Origin of the sequence: Pseudomonas flexibilis (assembly GCF_000806415.1) — a bacterium.
Classification (GTDB): domain Bacteria; phylum Pseudomonadota; class Gammaproteobacteria; order Pseudomonadales; family Pseudomonadaceae; genus Serpens; species Serpens flexibilis.
Genome location: NZ_JTAK01000002.1, coordinates 196,149 through 210,563 on the forward strand (window position 1 = coordinate 196,149; position 14,415 = coordinate 210,563).

The window sequence follows — 14,415 nt, forward strand, 5'->3', positions numbered from 1 at the left end:
GGCCAGGCCGTGATCAAGAAAACCATTCCCTTCATGGCGATCCGCAATCTTGCGTTCGCCATCACGCTGATCCTGACCGTCGTGGGCATCGCCGCGCTGGCGGTCAAGGGTCTCAACTTCGGCCTGGACTTCACCGGCGGCACCCTGATCGAGCTGCAGTACGAGCAGCCGGCTGACCTGGAGCGCATCAAGCGCGAACTGGGGCAGGCGGGCTACACCGATGCGGTGGTGCAGAGCTTCGGCGCCACCACCGACGTGCTGATCCGCATGGCCGGCGACGACCCGCAGCTGGGCGCCAAGGTGGGCGAAGCGCTGCGTGTCATCGACCCGGCCGCGCGCTTCGAGATCAAGCGTGTCGAGTTCGTCGGTCCTCAGGTGGGTGAGGAGCTGCGCGACCAGGGCGGCCTGGCCATGCTGCTGGCCCTCGGCGGCATCCTGGTGTACCTGGCGTTCCGCTTCCAGTGGAAGTTCGGCGTGGGCGCCATCGCCTCGCTGGCCCACGACACCATCCTCACCCTGGGCCTGCTGGCGCTGCTGGAAGTGCCGTTCGACCTGACGGTGCTGGCTGCGGTGCTGGCGATGATCGGCTACTCGCTGAACGACACCATCATCATCTACGACCGCATCCGCGAGAACTTCCGCGTGTTGCGCAAGGCCAGCCTGGTCGAGAACATCGACATCTCGGTCACCCAGACCCTGCTGCGCACCATGGCCACGTCGTTCTCCACCGCGCTGGCGCTGATCGCCCTGCTGGTCTGGGGTGGCGACGTACTGGCCGGTTTCGCCGTTGCCCTGCTGATCGGCGTGGTGGTGGGCACCTACTCGTCGGTTTACATCGGCGCCACGGTGCTCGTCTGGCTGAAGCTGACCAGCGAGGACCTGATTCCGCCGGCCAGCGAAGAGGCGGTCGACGAAAGGCCCTGAACCGGCGTAGCCACCTTCTGTCCAAGGCTCGGATTTTCGAACCTGTGTGCATTGGAGGTGGCTGTGAAGAAATCGATGATCGTCGGCGCGGTGCTTGGTGCCGTTGGCGTAACGGCAGGCGGCGCGCTGGCGACCTATCAATGGGCGGGAGATCGCGAGCCGAAGTTCGCCACCGTGCTGGACGTTTCTCCGGTGAAGGAAACCCAGCGCACCCCGCGTCAGGTCTGCCGTGACGTCGCCGTCACCCATCAGCGACCGGTACAGGATCAGCACCAGATCGCTGGCACCGCCATCGGAGCGGTGGTCGGCGGTCTGCTGGGCAATCAGGTCGGTGGCGGGAGCGGCAAGAAGCTGGCCACCGTGGCCGGTGCGGTAGGTGGCGGCTACGTTGGCAACAAGGCGCAGGAGCGCATGCAGGCCAGCGACACTTACATCACCACCGAAACCCGCTGCGAGACGGTGCAGGATACCCACGAAAAGGTGGTTGGCTACGACGTCAGCTATGAGCTGGGTGGTCAGCACGGCCGCGTGCGCATGGATCGCGATCCGGGGGCGCAGATTCCGGTGCGCGACGGCCAGTTGGTGCTCGCCGAGCAGCCGTAATCGAACCTGCAGAAATGAAAATGAAAAAAGCGCCCTCGGGCGCTTTTTTCATTTTCGGCTGATCATCACAGCTGGCGCTTGAGGCTCGGCCACAGGTGCGGCTGGATGGCGGTGAGCACTGCCTTGAAGCACTTGGTGTTGCCCGCCACGATGTGGCCCTTGTCGAGGAACTCATGGCCGCCGGTGAAGTCGCTCACCAGGCCGCCCGCTTCCTGAATCAGCAGCACGCCGGCTGCCATGTCCCACTCGGACAGGCCGAATTCCCAGAAGGCGTCATAGCGGCCTGCAGCCACGTAGGCCAGGTCCAGGCTGGCGGCGCCAGCGCGGCGGATACCGGCGGTGTCGCCTACCAGGCTGCGGAACATGCCCAGGTAGTTGTCCAGGTGGTCGAGCTGGCTGTCGCGGAACGGGAAGCCGGTGCCCAGCAGTGCGCCTTCCAGGCTCTTGCGGCTACTGACGCGGATGCGGCGGCCGTTCAGCGCGGCACCGCGGCCACGGCTGGCGGTGAATTCTTCCTGGCGTACCGGGTCGAGCACCACGGCGTGTTCCAGGCGACCCTTGTACTTGCAGGCGATGCTGACGGCGAAATGCGGTACGCCGCGCAGGAAGTTGGTGGTGCCGTCCAGCGGATCGATGATCCACTGATAGTCGGCGCCTTCGCCGGTGCCGGCGATCTCGCCGCTTTCCTCGCCCTTGAAGCCGTGGTTCGGATAGGACTTGCGCAGCAGGTTGATGATGCATTGTTCTGCGGCAAGGTCGATTTCGCTGACGTAATCCTTGGCTTCCTTCTCGTTGGCCGAGATGGCATCCAGGCGTTCGATGGAGCGGAAGATCAGTTCACCGGCGCTGCGCGCAGCGCGCAAGGCGATGTTCAGCATGGGCTGCATGGGGGGAAACACCTGGGCTGTTAAAGAAAGCCGCGAATTCTAACAGAAAGCCAGGCAGACGCGTGAGTGGCATTGACCGTCGGGTATCGCAGTGGCGGGCAGGGCGCCGGGGGAATCGCCAATGTTGCGTGGCGAGCGGGAACCGCCATCGGCTAAGATTCTGCCCCTTCCGTTTTCTCAGGTGGATCAGGGCGTGCTACAGAACATCCGCGTGGTGCTGGTCAATACCAGCCATCCCGGCAACATCGGCGGGGCGGCCCGTGCCATGAAGAACATGGGGCTTTCCCGTCTGGTGCTGGTCGATCCCGAGGAGTTTCCCAGTCCCAAGGCGCTGGCGCGGGCATCCGGCGCCAATGACCTGCTGGACAATGCCCAGGTGGTGTCCACGCTTGAGGAGGCTCTGGTCGGTTGTAGCCTGGTGCTGGGCACCAGTGCGCGCGACCGGCGCATTCCCTGGCCGCTGCTCGATCCGCGCGAGTGTGCGAGCAAGAGTCTTGAACAGGTGGCGCTGGGGGGCGAGGTGGCGCTGGTATTCGGTCGCGAATACGCCGGCCTGACCAACGAGGAATTGCAGCGCTGCCAGTTTCACGTGCACATTCCCTCCGATCCGGAGTTCGGTTCGCTGAACCTGGCGGCTGCGGTGCAGGTGCTGACCTACGAAGTGCGCATGGCGTGGCTGGCCGCCCAGGGCGCGCCGACCAAGATGGAGAAGGTGGAAGCCACGGCCATCCTGGATACTCGGCCGGTCACCATGGACGAGCTGGAACGTTATTTCGAACACCTCGAGCAGACGTTGGTGGAAATCGGCTTCCTCGATCCGCAGAAGCCGCGCCATCTGATGGCCCGGCTGCGGCGGCTGTACGGTCGCAGCGGCATCAGCAAGCTGGAGATGAATATCCTGCGCGGCATTCTCACCGAGACCCAGAAGGTGGCGCGGGGCGAGCCCCACAAGCGGAGACCAGATGATGTTTGATCGCATGCGTGAGGATATCCGGAGCGTGTTCAGCCGCGACCCGGCGGCCCGAAGCGTGCTCGAGGTGCTGTTGTGCTACCCCGGCCTGCACGCGGTGTGGATGCATCGGCTGGCACACCGGCTGTGGCGTGCGGATTGGCGCCTGCTGGCGCGGTTGGTCTCGCACCTCGGGCGCTGGCTGACCGGCATCGAGATCCACCCGGGGGCGAAGATCGGCCGGCGCTTCTTCATCGACCATGGCATGGGCGTGGTCATCGGCGAGACCGCCGAGATCGGCGACGACGTGACCCTCTACCATGGCGTCACCCTGGGCGGCACCAGCTGGAACAAGGGCAAGCGACATCCCACCCTGGAGGACGGCGTCATCGTCGGCGCGGGGGCGAAGATCCTCGGGCCGTTTACCGTGGGGGCAGGCGCCAAGGTCGGTTCCAACGCGGTGGTCACCAAGCCGGTGCCAGCGGGTGTCACGGTGGTCGGCAACCCGGGGCGGGTGGTGGTCAAGACCAGTGGCGAGGAGCAGGCCAAGCGCAAGGCCATCGCCGAGAAGTACGGATTCGAGGCCTACGCGGTCGGCGAAAACATGCCGGACCCGGTCACCAAGGCCATCGGTCAACTGCTGGATCACCTGCATGCCGTGGATGGCCGTCTTGAGGAAATGAACCGCGCCCTCAAGGCGCTTGGCTACTGCTGCGGCGAGCTGCCGGCGCTGCGTGACGAGGATTTTGTCGAGATCAAGGAAGAGATGCGCGGCGAGAGCCGGGAGCCTGGCGCCCAGGGTTGATGCGCTGCCAGCAGCGGCCTGCTATCATGCCGGCCGCTTTCCGCTGGTAAATCCGAGTATTTCAATGGGTCTTATAGTTGACTCAAATACTCGGAAATTGGATACTTGCGCCCATTCCAGCGAACCTGTGGTACCCCGCGATGCGACTCACCACCAAAGGCCGTTACGCCGTCACCGCCATGCTCGACCTGGCCCTGCATGCGCAGCAGGGGCCGGTTTCCCTGGCCGACATCTCCGAGCGTCAGGGCATTTCCCTGTCCTACCTGGAACAGCTCTTCGCCAAGCTGCGGCGCAACGAGCTGGTCACCAGTGTCCGTGGGCCCGGCGGCGGCTACTACCTTTCCCGTGACACCCGCGACATCCAGGTCGCCGAAGTGATCGACGCCGTCAACGAATCGGTGGATGCCACGCGCTGCCAGGGCCTGGGTGACTGCCACTCCGGTGACACCTGTCTTACCCATCACCTGTGGTGCGATCTGAGCGAGCGCATCCATGAATTTTTGAGTGGCATCAGCCTGGCCGACCTGGTGGGTCGCAGCGAGGTGCAGGAAGTATCCCGGCGTCAGGACCAGCGCTGCACCACCGGCAAGAAGCCGCAACTCGACAAGATTGAAGCGTCCGCCGTGGAATGAGTGGGCCGCCGCCTGTTAGGAGAGAGTCAATGAAGTTGCCGATTTACCTCGATTACTCCGCCACCACCCCGGTAGACCCCCGTGTGGCGAAGCTGATGTGCGATTGCCTGACCCAGGAAGGGAATTTCGGCAATCCGGCGTCGCGCTCCCATGTCTTCGGCTGGAAGGCCGAGGAAGCCGTGGAAAATGCTCGTCGCCAGGTGGCCGACCTGGTCAATGCTGATCCCCGCGAGATCGTCTGGACCTCCGGCGCCACCGAGTCCGACAACCTGGCCATCAAGGGCGTTGCGCACTTCTACGCCAGCAAGGGCAAGCACATCGTCACCTCGAAGATCGAGCACAAGGCGGTGCTGGACACCACCCGCCAGCTGGAGCGCGAAGGCTTCGAAGTCACCTACCTGGAACCGGGTGAGGACGGCATCATCACCCCGGCCATGGTCGAGGCGGCGCTGCGCGACGACACCATCCTCGTGTCGATCATGCATGTGAACAACGAGATCGGCACCATCAACGACATCGCCGCCATCGGCGAGCTGACCCGCGCCCGCGGCATCCTGTTCCATGTGGACGCCGCCCAGTCCACCGGCAAGGTGGCCATCGACCTGGAAACCATGAAGGTCGACCTGATGAGCTTCTCTGCCCACAAGACCTACGGTCCCAAGGGCATTGGCGCGCTGTACGTGCGCCGCAAGCCGCGGGTGCGCCTGGAAGCCCAGATGCACGGCGGCGGTCACGAGCGCGGCATGCGTTCCGGCACCCTGGCGACTCACCAGATCGTCGGCATGGGCGAGGCGTTCCGCATCGCCCGGGAAGAGATGGCCCAGGACACCGCCCACGTGCTGGCCCTGCGCGATCGCTTCCTCAAGCAGGTCGAGGACATGGAAGAGCTGTACATCAACGGCAGCATGGCCCACCGGGTGCCGCACAACCTGAACCTCAGCTTCAACTACGTGGAAGGCGAGTCGCTGATCATGGCGCTCAAGGACCTGGCGGTTTCCTCCGGTTCCGCCTGTACCTCCGCCTCCCTGGAACCGTCCTACGTGCTGCGCGCCCTGGGACGCAACGACGAGCTGGCCCACAGCTCCATCCGCTTCACCTTCGGCCGCTTCACCACCGAGGAAGAAGTGGACTACGCCGCGCAGAAGGTGCGTCAGGCCGTGGCCAAGCTGCGCGAGCTGTCCCCGCTGTGGGACATGTACAAAGAGGGCGTCGACCTGACCCAGGTCGAATGGCAGGCGCATTAAGACGCTGCCCGCACGTGATTCAAGAGGAGTTGCACCATGGCTTACAGTGACAAGGTCATCGACCACTACGAAAACCCGCGCAACGTCGGCAAGTTCGACGCCGAGGATCCCGATGTCGGCACCGGCATGGTCGGCGCGCCGGCGTGTGGCGACGTGATGCGCCTGCAGATCAAGGTCAACGAGGCGGGCGTCATCGAAGACGCCAAGTTCAAGACCTATGGCTGTGGCTCGGCCATCGCCTCCAGCTCCCTGGCCACCGAATGGATGAAGGGCAAGACCCTGGACGAGGCCGAGGCGCTGAAGAACACCATGATCGCCGAAGAGCTGGCATTGCCGCCGGTGAAGATCCACTGCTCTGTGCTCGCCGAGGACGCCATCAAGGCGGCCGTGCGCGACTACAAGCACAAGAAGGGTCTGCTCTGAGGAGGTTGCCATGGCGATCAGCATGACTGAAGCGGCGGCCCGCCACGTGCAGCGTTCCCTGGATGGGCGCGGCAAGGGCGTGGGCATCCGCCTGGGGGTGCGTACCACCGGTTGTTCCGGCCTGGCGTACGTGCTGGAGTTCGTCGACGAACTGAAGCCCGAGGATCAGGTGTTCGAGAGCCATGGCGTGCGCGTCATCATCGACCCGAAGAGCCTGGTCTACCTGGATGGCACCGAGCTGGACTTCACCAAGGAAGGCCTGAACGAAGGCTTCAAGTTCAACAACCCCAACGTGCGTGGCGAATGCGGCTGCGGCGAAAGCTTCAGTGTCTGAGGTGAGCATGGGTACGCCCTGCCACTTCGCCCTGTTCGAGCTGCAGCCGGACTTTCGCATCGACCAGCAGGAGCTGGCCGCGCGCTATCGGGAACTGGCCCGCGCGGTCCATCCCGACCGTTTCGCTGATGCCGGCGAGCGCGAGCAGCGCCAGGCGCTTGAGCGTTCCGCGGCGCTGAACGAGGCGTACCAGGTGCTGCGCAGTGCGCCGCGCCGGGCGCGTTACCTGCTGGCGCTGGACGGGCATGAGCTGCCGCTGGAAGCCACTGTGCAGGACCCCCAGTTCCTGTTGCAGCAGATGCACTGGCGTGAAGAGCTGGAAGACCTGAGCGACAGCCTGGACCTGGCCGGTGTGGCCACCTTCAAGCAGCGCCTGAAGCAGGCACAGCAGCAACTGGAGGACCAGTTCGCCGCCTGCTGGAACGACAATGCGCAGCGCGAGCAGGCCGAGCGCCTGGTACGCCGCATGCAGTTCCTCGACAAGCTCTCCCATGAGGTGCGCGAGCTGGAAGAGCGCCTCGACGATTAACCCGGCCGCGCACTGGCGCGGTCCTCGATACGCAGGCAAGCATGGTTTTACTGCAGATCGCCGAACCCGGACAAACCCCGCAACCGCATCAGCGCCGCCTGGCGGTGGGCATTGATCTGGGCACCACCAATTCCCTCGTGGCCAGCGTACGCAGCGGTCGCGCCGAACCCTTGCCGGACGCCGAAGGCCGGCTTTTGCTGCCCTCGGCGGTGCGTTACCACGCCGATCGCGTCGAGGTGGGCCATGACGCCCGCGCCGCGGCGGCCAGCGATCCGTTCAACACCGTGATGTCGGTCAAGCGCCTCATGGGACGCGGTATCGAGGACGTCAAGCAGCTGGGCGAGCAGTTGCCCTACCGTTTTTCCGAGGGCGAGTCGCACATGCCGTTCATCGAGACCGTCCAGGGGCCGAAAAGCCCGGTGGAAGTCTCGGCGGATATCCTGCGCGTGCTGCGCCAGCGCGGTGAGGAATCCCTGGGTGGCGAGCTGGTGGGTGCGGTGATCACCGTGCCGGCCTATTTCGACGACGCCCAGCGGCAGGCGACCAAGGACGCCGCGCGGCTGGCCGGACTCACCGTGCTGCGCCTGCTCAACGAGCCCACTGCGGCAGCCGTGGCCTATGGTCTGGATCAGCAGGCGGAAGGTGTCGTCGCAATCTACGACCTGGGCGGCGGTACCTTCGACATTTCCATCCTGCGCCTGTCGCGCGGCGTCTTCGAAGTGCTGGCCACCGGCGGCGACAGCGCGCTGGGCGGCGACGACTTCGACCATGCCATTGCCGGCTGGATCATCGAGCAGGCCGGCCTGTCCAGCGACCTGGACCCGGGCGCCCAGCGCCGCCTGTTGCGTGTGGCCTGCGCCGCCAAGGAAGCCTTGAGCGCCAAGGATAGCGTCGCGCTGGAACACGAAGGGTGGCGCGGCGAGCTGAGCCGCGACACCTTCAACGCGCTGATCGACCCATTGCTGGCGCGCAGCCTGAAGGCTTGCCGGCGCGCGGTGCGCGATGCCGAGCTGGACATCGAGGACGTCACCGCCGTGGTCATGGTCGGCGGGTCTACCCGCGTGCCGCGCGTGCGCGAGGCGGTTGGCGAGCTGTTCGGCCGCCAGCCGCTGACCGATATCGATCCCGACCAGGTGGTGGCCGTGGGTGCCGCCATCCAGGCTGATGTGCTGGCTGGCAACAAGCGTGGCGGCGATGAGCTGCTGCTGCTGGACGTGATTCCGCTGTCGCTCGGCCTGGAAACCATGGGTGGGCTGATGGAGAAGGTGATTCCGCGCAACACCACCATCCCGGTGGCGCGTGCCCAGGAGTTCACTACGTACAAGGATGGCCAGACGGCCATGATGATCCATGTGCTGCAGGGCGAGCGCGAGCTGGTGCGCGACGGCCGCTCGCTGGCGCGCTTCGAGCTGCGTGGCATTCCGCCGATGGTGGCCGGCGCGGCGAAGATCCGCGTGACCTTCCAGGTGGATGCCGACGGTCTGCTGAGCGTGTCCGCCCGTGAACTGAGCTCCGGGGTCGAGGCGAGCATCCAGGTCAAGCCGTCCTACGGGCTGACCGATGGCGAGATTGCCCGCATGCTCAAGGACTCCTTCGAACACGCTGGCGACGACATGGCGGCCCGTGCGCTGCGCGAGGCCCAGGTCGATGCGCGGCGCCTGATCGAGGCCGTGCAGGCCGCCCTGCAGGCCGATGGCGAGCGCCTGCTGGATGCCGACGAACGCCTGGTCATCGACGCCGAGATGGAGCGCCTGCAAGGGTTGCTGGACAGCAGCGACCTGGCCGCCATCGAACAGCAGACCAAACGCCTGACCCAGATCACCGACGCCTTTGCCGCGCGCCGCATGGATGCCTCCGTGAAGGCGGCCCTGGCCGGGCGCAGCCTGACCGATATCGAGGAATAACCGCATGCCGCAGATCATTTTCCTGCCCCACGCAGAACATTGCCCCGAGGGCGCCGTGATCGAGGCCAGTCCAGGCGAAACCGTGCTGGACGCGGCGCTGCGCAACGGCATCGAGATCGAGCACGCCTGCGAGAAATCCTGTGCCTGCACCACCTGTCACGTGGTCATCCGCGAGGGCTTCAACTCGCTTGAAGCCTCCGACGAGCTGGAGGACGACATGCTCGACAAGGCCTGGGGTCTGGAGCCGACCTCGCGCCTGTCCTGCCAGGCCGTGGTGGACAACCAGGACCTGGTGGTCGAGATTCCCAAGTACACCATCAACCAGGTTTCGGAAGGACACTGAGCCATGAGTCTGAAATGGGTGGATGTGCTGGAGATCGCCATTCAACTGGCCGAAACCAGGCCGGATGTGGACCCGCGTTACGTGAACTTCGTCGACCTGCATCGCTGGGTGACCGAGCTGCCCGAGTTCGACGACGAGCCGGGGCGTGCCGGCGAAAAGGTGCTGGAAGCCATCCAGGCCGCCTGGATCGAAGAGCGCGACTGATCGAGCCGGTTTCCGCCGTGGGAGCGGGCTTGTCCGCGAGCTTTTCCGGACAGACTGCACCCTGGCCGGCCATCCGAACGCTCGCGAATGAATTCGCTCCCACAGGCAGGTGCCTCCGCACCGCGTATAGCCTGCGACTACCTTCATCCGTATAATCGTGCGCCTTCATTTTTCCGCTTCATCCAACCCCGCCTTCTGGAGTGATCCCATGGCCGTTCAACGTACCTTCTCCATCATCAAGCCGGATGCCGTCGCCAAGAACGTCATCGGTGAAATCACCACCCGTTTCGAAAAGGCCGGCCTGCGCGTCGTCGCCTCCAAGATGGTGCAGCTGTCCGAGCGCGAAGCCGCCGGCTTCTACGCCGAGCACAAGGAGCGCGGCTTCTTCAAGGATCTGGTTGCCTTCATGACCTCCGGTCCGGTCATCGTTCAGGTGCTGGAAGGCGAAAACGCCGTTGCCAAGAACCGCGAGCTGATGGGCGCCACCAACCCGAAGGAAGCTGCTGCCGGCACCATCCGTGCTGACTTCGCCGTTTCCATCGACGAGAACGCCGTGCACGGTTCCGACTCGGAAGCCTCCGCTGCCCGCGAAATCGCGTACTTCTTCTCCACCACCGAGCTGTGCGACCGCATTCGCTAAGCGAGCGGGTAGATAGGTGAATCCATGACTGCTCAAACCGGCCTCGTGAACCTGCTGGGCCTGACCCAGCCGCAACTGGAACAGTTCTTCGAGTCCATCGGCGAGAAGCGCTTCCGGGCCGGCCAGGTCATGAAGTGGATTCACCACTTTGGCGTCGATGACTTCGACTCCATGACCAATCTCGGCAAGGCCCTGCGCGAAAAGCTCAGGGCCTGTGCCGAGATTCGCGGTCCCGAGATCGTCAGCCAGGACATTTCCAGCGACGGCACCCGCAAGTGGGTAGTGCGCGTGGCGTCCGGCAGCTGCGTCGAGACCGTATACATCCCGGCGAACGGGCGCGGCACCCTGTGTGTGTCCTCCCAGGCCGGCTGCGCGCTGGATTGCAGCTTCTGCTCCACCGGCAAGCAAGGATTCAACAGCGACCTGACCGCCGCCGAGATCATCGGCCAGGTGTGGATCGCCAACAAGTCGTTCGGCACCGTGCCGGCGAAGATCGACCGCGCCATCACCAACGTGGTGATGATGGGCATGGGCGAGCCGCTGCTGAACTTCGACAATGTGGTCGCCGCCATGAGCATCATGATGGACGACCTCGGCTACGGCATTTCCAAGCGCAAGGTGACGCTGTCCACCTCCGGCGTGGCGCCGATGATCGACAAGCTGGGTGAAGTGACGGACGTGGCCCTGGCCCTGTCGCTGCACGCGCCCAACGACGAGCTGCGCAACCAGTTGGTGCCGATCAACAAGAAGTACCCGCTGGATGTGGTGCTGGCCGCCTGCCGACGCTACATCGACAAGCTGGGCGAGAAGCGCTACCTGACGGTCGAATACACCCTGCTGCAGGGTGTCAACGATCAGCCCGAACACGCCGAGCAGATGATCGCGCTGCTCGCCGACATGCCTTGCAAGATCAACCTGATTCCCTTCAATCCCTTCCCGCATTCCGGTTATGAGCGGCCGAGCAACAACGCCATCCGCCGTTTCCAGGATCTTCTCCAGCAGGCCGGCTACAACGTCACCGTGCGCACCACCCGGGGCGACGACATCGACGCTGCGTGCGGCCAGCTGGTGGGGCAGGTCCAGGACCGTACCCGACGCAGCGAACGCTACATTGCCGTGCGCCAGCTGAATGCCGAAGGGTGAGGCGCCGGCAACCGACCGCCGTATCTGAAGGGAGTTGCCATCGCATGAGTTTGCGCCTTGCGACCATGATCTGTCTGACTGGCCTGCTGGCCGGCTGCATGTCTCACACCAGCGGCATGAATCCGCTGAGTACCCCCCAGGGCCGCGAGCAGGCTCGCGACGCCTATATCCAGCTGGGCATCGGCTACCTGCAGAAGGGCGCCAGCGAGCGCGCCAAGGAACCGTTGAGCAAGGCGCTGGAGATCGACCCGAACCACGCCGATGCCCATGCCGCCCTGGCCCTGGTGTTCCAGACCCAGATGGAACCGGCGCTGGCCGACCAGCACTACCGCAAGGCCTTGGCCGTGCGTCCGAAGGATGCCCGCATCCTCAACAACTACGGCACCTTTCTGTACGAGCAGAAGCGCTACGAGCAGGCCTATGAGCGTTATCGCCAGGCCAGCGAGGACACGCTCTACGGAGAGCGTTCGCGCGTATTCGAGAACCTGGGGCTGACCGCCCAGGCGCTCAAGCGCGACGACCAGGCCGCCGAGCACTTCCAGCGCGCCCTGCGCCTGAATGCCAATCGCCCGCAGGCCTTGCTCTCGATGGCCGAGTTGTCCTACAACCGCAAGGACTATGTGGCCGCGCGTAACTATTACGAGCGTTTCACTGGCCTCTCGGAGCAGAATGCCCGTAGTCTGCTGCTCGGCATTCGCCTGGCCAGGGTGTTCGGCAACGCCGGCCAGGCCGCCAGCTACGGCCTGCAACTCAAACGCCTGTACCCCGCATCGCGGGAATATCAGCTCTACCTGTCGGAGTACAAATGAACACGTCGAACAGCGAATCCGCGATGACGACTCCGGTCAACCCGGGCGAACGCCTGCGCCAGTCCCGGGAAGCCCGGCACTGGTCGAGGGCCGAAGTGGCCCTGCAGTTGCACCTCTCCGAGGATGCCGTGCGTTACATCGAGGACGGCCTGTTCGACAAGCTGCCCGGTGCCACCTTCGCGCGTGGCTATATCCGTTCCTATGCGAAGTTGCTGGGCCTGGATGCCACCGAACTGGCCCACGAGTTCGATCAGTTCACCGGCACCCAGCCGGCGGCCAGTACGCCGCAGGGGTTGAGCAAGGTGCAGGAGCCGGCGCGTCTGTCGCACAACGTGCTGCGCGGCGGCCTGTTCGCGCTGTCGCTGGTAGCGGTCGGCATCGGCGTGCTCTGGTGGCAGGAACGCTACGGCGAGCCGCCGGCGCGCACGACCGCGCCGATCGAACGCGTCGAGGTGGACACCGCCGACGGGTCCACCGAGGTGCTGACTCTGGATGAACCCGAGGATCAGGCCGTACAGGCGGCCCAAGTGCCGATCGATCTGCTGGAGCCACCGCCCGCCCTGCCGGAGGGTGAGGGTGTGACTGCTGCTGGCGAGACGCCCATGGTCGCGCAACCCACTCCCAGCGAGCCCGCCGAAGCCGCAGTGGCTGCTCCCGTGCCGGCCGCTGGTGAAGGTCGCCTGCAGATCAGCTTCATCGAAGATTGCTGGGTGCAGGTCACCGATGCCAACGGCAAGGTGCATGTCGCGCAGCTGAAGAAGAAGGGCGAAAGCCTGGACCTGAGCGCCCCGGCACCCATGCAGGTGCGCCTGGGCTTCGTGCAGGGCGCGCAGATCACCTACAACGGGGAGCCTGTCGACCTCAGCGGTCGCCGTTCCCAGACCGCCAACCTGCGCCTGGGCGAATAGAGCCGAGCACCATGCATAGCGAATCCCCCATCAAACGCCGAGTGTCCCGCAAGATCTGGGTCGGCTCGGTCCCGGTCGGCGGCGATGCACCCATCGCGGTGCAGAGCATGACCAACACCGACACCCACGACGTGGCCGCCACCGTGGCGCAGATCCAGCGCCTGGAAGCTGCCGGCGCCGACATCGTGCGCGTCTCGGTGCCGGACATGGACGCCGCCGAGGCCTTCGGCCGCATCAAGCAGCAGGTCAAGGTGCCGCTGGTGGCCGACATCCACTTCGACTACCAGATTGCCCTGCGGGTGGCTGAGCTGGGTGTCGACTGCCTGCGCATCAACCCGGGCAACATCGGTCGCGAAGACCGCGTACGCGCCGTGGTGGATGCCGCCCGCGACAAGGGCATCCCGATACGCATCGGCGTCAACGCCGGCTCGCTGGAGAAGGACCTGCAGAAGAAATACGGCGAGCCGACCCCGCAAGCACTGCTGGAATCCGCGTTGCGCCATGTGGAGCACCTGGACCGTCTGGACTTCCAGGACTTCAAGGTCAGTGTCAAGGCCTCCGATGTGTTCATGGCTGTGGAGGCCTACCGCCTGCTCGCCAGGCAGATCACCCAACCGCTGCACCTGGGCATCACCGAGGCCGGTGGCTTGCGCTCCGGTACCGTGAAGTCCGCAGTCGGTCTGGGCATGCTGCTGGCCGAAGGCATCGGCGACACCATCCGCATCTCCCTGGCCGCCGATCCGGTGGAGGAGATCAAGGTCGGCTTCGACATCCTCAAGTCCCTGCGCCTGCGCTCGCGTGGCATCAACTTCATCGCCTGCCCGAGCTGCTCGCGGCAGAACTTCGATGTGGTGAAGACCATGAACGAGCTGGAGCAGCGCGTCGAGGACCTGCTGGTGCCGCTGGACGTGGCGGTGATCGGCTGCGTGGTGAACGGGCCTGGCGAAGCCAAGGAGGCCCACATCGGCCTCACCGGTGGCACGCCCAATCTGGTCTACATCGACGGCAAGCCGGCGCAGAAGCTGACCAATGACAATCTGGTGGACGAGCTGGAACAGCTCATCCGTCGCAAGGCCGCCGAAAAGCAGGCGGCCGACGCCGCCGTGATCGCGCGCAGCTGAAGTAGTTAAGGAA

The 14,415-nt window shown here is 65.0% G+C and carries 18 protein-coding genes; 17 read left to right on the plus strand and 1 reads right to left on the minus strand.

Annotation, left to right across the window (positions count from 1 at the left end):
* Positions 1 to 12 precede the first annotated feature (12 nt).
* Positions 13 to 924 carry a protein translocase subunit SecF gene (secF, locus tag PT85_RS04655; protein ID WP_039606358.1) on the plus strand — a complete coding sequence of 304 codons (912 nt, stop codon included), beginning with the start codon at positions 13 to 15 and terminating at the stop codon, positions 922 to 924.
* 63 nt (positions 925 to 987) lie between these two features.
* The gene (locus PT85_RS04660; protein ID WP_039606078.1) at positions 988 to 1,527 is read left to right on the plus strand and encodes a glycine zipper 2TM domain-containing protein; all 540 of its coding nucleotides are present in this window, start codon (positions 988 to 990) and stop codon (positions 1,525 to 1,527) included.
* Positions 1,528 to 1,592: 65 nt separating this feature from the next.
* Here PT85_RS04660 and suhB read toward each other — a convergent pair whose 3' ends face one another.
* The gene (suhB, locus tag PT85_RS04665; RefSeq protein ID WP_027589554.1) at positions 1,593 to 2,414 is read right to left on the minus strand and encodes a type III secretion system regulator SuhB; all 822 of its coding nucleotides are present in this window, start codon (positions 2,412 to 2,414) and stop codon (positions 1,593 to 1,595) included.
* A 193-nt stretch (positions 2,415 to 2,607) separates the two neighbouring features.
* On the opposite strand from suhB, the gene trmJ reads away from it, so the two are divergent.
* From trmJ to ispG, 15 genes are all read left to right on the plus strand, one after another.
* Positions 2,608 to 3,387 (plus strand): tRNA (cytosine(32)/uridine(32)-2'-O)-methyltransferase TrmJ, encoded by a 780-nt coding sequence (gene trmJ / locus PT85_RS04670; RefSeq protein WP_039606359.1) that lies wholly within the window; start codon positions 2,608 to 2,610, stop codon positions 3,385 to 3,387.
* Positions 3,380 to 4,168, plus strand: a complete 789-nt coding sequence (gene cysE, locus PT85_RS04675; protein ID WP_027589552.1) for a serine O-acetyltransferase — start codon at positions 3,380 to 3,382, stop codon at positions 4,166 to 4,168. The genes trmJ and cysE overlap by 8 nt, the downstream gene beginning before the upstream one ends.
* Positions 4,169 to 4,308: 140 nt before the next feature.
* Entirely contained in the window at positions 4,309 to 4,800 is a 492-nt protein-coding gene (gene iscR, locus PT85_RS04680; RefSeq protein WP_027589551.1) for a Fe-S cluster assembly transcriptional regulator IscR, read from the plus strand.
* A 29-nt stretch (positions 4,801 to 4,829) separates the two neighbouring features.
* A complete protein-coding gene (locus PT85_RS04685; RefSeq protein WP_039606079.1) occupies positions 4,830 to 6,044 on the plus strand; it encodes an IscS subfamily cysteine desulfurase in 1,215 nt (404 codons plus the stop codon).
* A 36-nt stretch (positions 6,045 to 6,080) separates the two neighbouring features.
* Complete coding sequence (gene iscU, locus PT85_RS04690) at positions 6,081 to 6,467, plus strand: Fe-S cluster assembly scaffold IscU (protein ID WP_027589549.1); 387 nt, start codon at positions 6,081 to 6,083, stop codon at positions 6,465 to 6,467.
* Positions 6,468 to 6,477: 10 nt separating this feature from the next.
* Positions 6,478 to 6,801: an iron-sulfur cluster assembly protein IscA gene (iscA, locus tag PT85_RS04695; RefSeq protein WP_027589548.1), complete on the plus strand. Its 324-nt coding sequence runs from the start codon at positions 6,478 to 6,480 to the stop codon at positions 6,799 to 6,801.
* 7 nt (positions 6,802 to 6,808) lie between these two features.
* Entirely contained in the window at positions 6,809 to 7,330 is a 522-nt protein-coding gene (hscB, locus tag PT85_RS04700; RefSeq protein WP_027589547.1) for a co-chaperone HscB, read from the plus strand.
* 41 nt (positions 7,331 to 7,371) lie between these two features.
* Positions 7,372 to 9,234, plus strand: a complete 1,863-nt coding sequence (gene hscA, locus PT85_RS04705) for a Fe-S protein assembly chaperone HscA (protein ID WP_027589546.1) — start codon at positions 7,372 to 7,374, stop codon at positions 9,232 to 9,234.
* 4 nt (positions 9,235 to 9,238) lie between these two features.
* Positions 9,239 to 9,577, plus strand: a complete 339-nt coding sequence (fdx, locus tag PT85_RS04710; RefSeq protein ID WP_027589545.1) for an ISC system 2Fe-2S type ferredoxin — start codon at positions 9,239 to 9,241, stop codon at positions 9,575 to 9,577.
* A 3-nt stretch (positions 9,578 to 9,580) separates the two neighbouring features.
* Complete coding sequence (gene iscX, locus PT85_RS04715) at positions 9,581 to 9,781, plus strand: Fe-S cluster assembly protein IscX (RefSeq protein ID WP_027589544.1); 201 nt, start codon at positions 9,581 to 9,583, stop codon at positions 9,779 to 9,781.
* 208 nt (positions 9,782 to 9,989) lie between these two features.
* Complete coding sequence (gene ndk / locus PT85_RS04720; RefSeq protein WP_027589543.1) at positions 9,990 to 10,421, plus strand: nucleoside-diphosphate kinase; 432 nt, start codon at positions 9,990 to 9,992, stop codon at positions 10,419 to 10,421.
* A 24-nt stretch (positions 10,422 to 10,445) separates the two neighbouring features.
* The gene (gene rlmN, locus PT85_RS04725; protein ID WP_039606080.1) at positions 10,446 to 11,564 is read left to right on the plus strand and encodes a 23S rRNA (adenine(2503)-C(2))-methyltransferase RlmN; all 1,119 of its coding nucleotides are present in this window, start codon (positions 10,446 to 10,448) and stop codon (positions 11,562 to 11,564) included.
* 44 nt (positions 11,565 to 11,608) lie between these two features.
* Positions 11,609 to 12,373, plus strand: coding sequence for a type IV pilus biogenesis/stability protein PilW (gene pilW, locus PT85_RS04730; protein WP_027589541.1), 765 nt, complete (start codon positions 11,609 to 11,611; stop codon positions 12,371 to 12,373).
* The gene (locus PT85_RS04735) at positions 12,370 to 13,281 is read left to right on the plus strand and encodes a RodZ domain-containing protein (protein WP_027589540.1); all 912 of its coding nucleotides are present in this window, start codon (positions 12,370 to 12,372) and stop codon (positions 13,279 to 13,281) included. The genes pilW and PT85_RS04735 overlap by 4 nt, the downstream gene beginning before the upstream one ends.
* An 11-nt stretch (positions 13,282 to 13,292) precedes the next feature.
* Positions 13,293 to 14,402: a flavodoxin-dependent (E)-4-hydroxy-3-methylbut-2-enyl-diphosphate synthase gene (gene ispG, locus PT85_RS04740; RefSeq protein WP_027589539.1), complete on the plus strand. Its 1,110-nt coding sequence runs from the start codon at positions 13,293 to 13,295 to the stop codon at positions 14,400 to 14,402.
* The last annotated feature ends 13 nt before the right edge of the window (positions 14,403 to 14,415 follow it).

Excerpts from the sequence above, each read along its gene's own strand:
- suhB (WP_027589554.1), bottom strand. The coding sequence starts at position 2,414 with ATGCAGCCCATGCTGAACATCGCCTTGCGCGCTGCGCGCAGCGCCGGT.
- cysE (WP_027589552.1), top strand. The coding sequence starts at position 3,380 with ATGTTTGATCGCATGCGTGAGGATATCCGGAGCGTGTTCAGCCGCGAC.
- iscR (WP_027589551.1), top strand. The coding sequence starts at position 4,309 with ATGCGACTCACCACCAAAGGCCGTTACGCCGTCACCGCCATGCTCGAC.
- PT85_RS04685 (WP_039606079.1), top strand. The coding sequence starts at position 4,830 with ATGAAGTTGCCGATTTACCTCGATTACTCCGCCACCACCCCGGTAGAC.
- iscU (WP_027589549.1), top strand. The coding sequence starts at position 6,081 with ATGGCTTACAGTGACAAGGTCATCGACCACTACGAAAACCCGCGCAAC.
- iscA (WP_027589548.1), top strand. The coding sequence starts at position 6,478 with ATGGCGATCAGCATGACTGAAGCGGCGGCCCGCCACGTGCAGCGTTCC.
- hscB (WP_027589547.1), top strand. The coding sequence starts at position 6,809 with ATGGGTACGCCCTGCCACTTCGCCCTGTTCGAGCTGCAGCCGGACTTT.
- hscA (WP_027589546.1), top strand. The coding sequence starts at position 7,372 with ATGGTTTTACTGCAGATCGCCGAACCCGGACAAACCCCGCAACCGCAT.
- fdx (WP_027589545.1), top strand. The coding sequence starts at position 9,239 with ATGCCGCAGATCATTTTCCTGCCCCACGCAGAACATTGCCCCGAGGGC.
- iscX (WP_027589544.1), top strand. The coding sequence starts at position 9,581 with ATGAGTCTGAAATGGGTGGATGTGCTGGAGATCGCCATTCAACTGGCC.
- ndk (WP_027589543.1), top strand. The coding sequence starts at position 9,990 with ATGGCCGTTCAACGTACCTTCTCCATCATCAAGCCGGATGCCGTCGCC.
- rlmN (WP_039606080.1), top strand. The coding sequence starts at position 10,446 with ATGACTGCTCAAACCGGCCTCGTGAACCTGCTGGGCCTGACCCAGCCG.
- pilW (WP_027589541.1), top strand. The coding sequence starts at position 11,609 with ATGAGTTTGCGCCTTGCGACCATGATCTGTCTGACTGGCCTGCTGGCC.
- PT85_RS04735 (WP_027589540.1), top strand. The coding sequence starts at position 12,370 with ATGAACACGTCGAACAGCGAATCCGCGATGACGACTCCGGTCAACCCG.
- ispG (WP_027589539.1), top strand. The coding sequence starts at position 13,293 with ATGCATAGCGAATCCCCCATCAAACGCCGAGTGTCCCGCAAGATCTGG.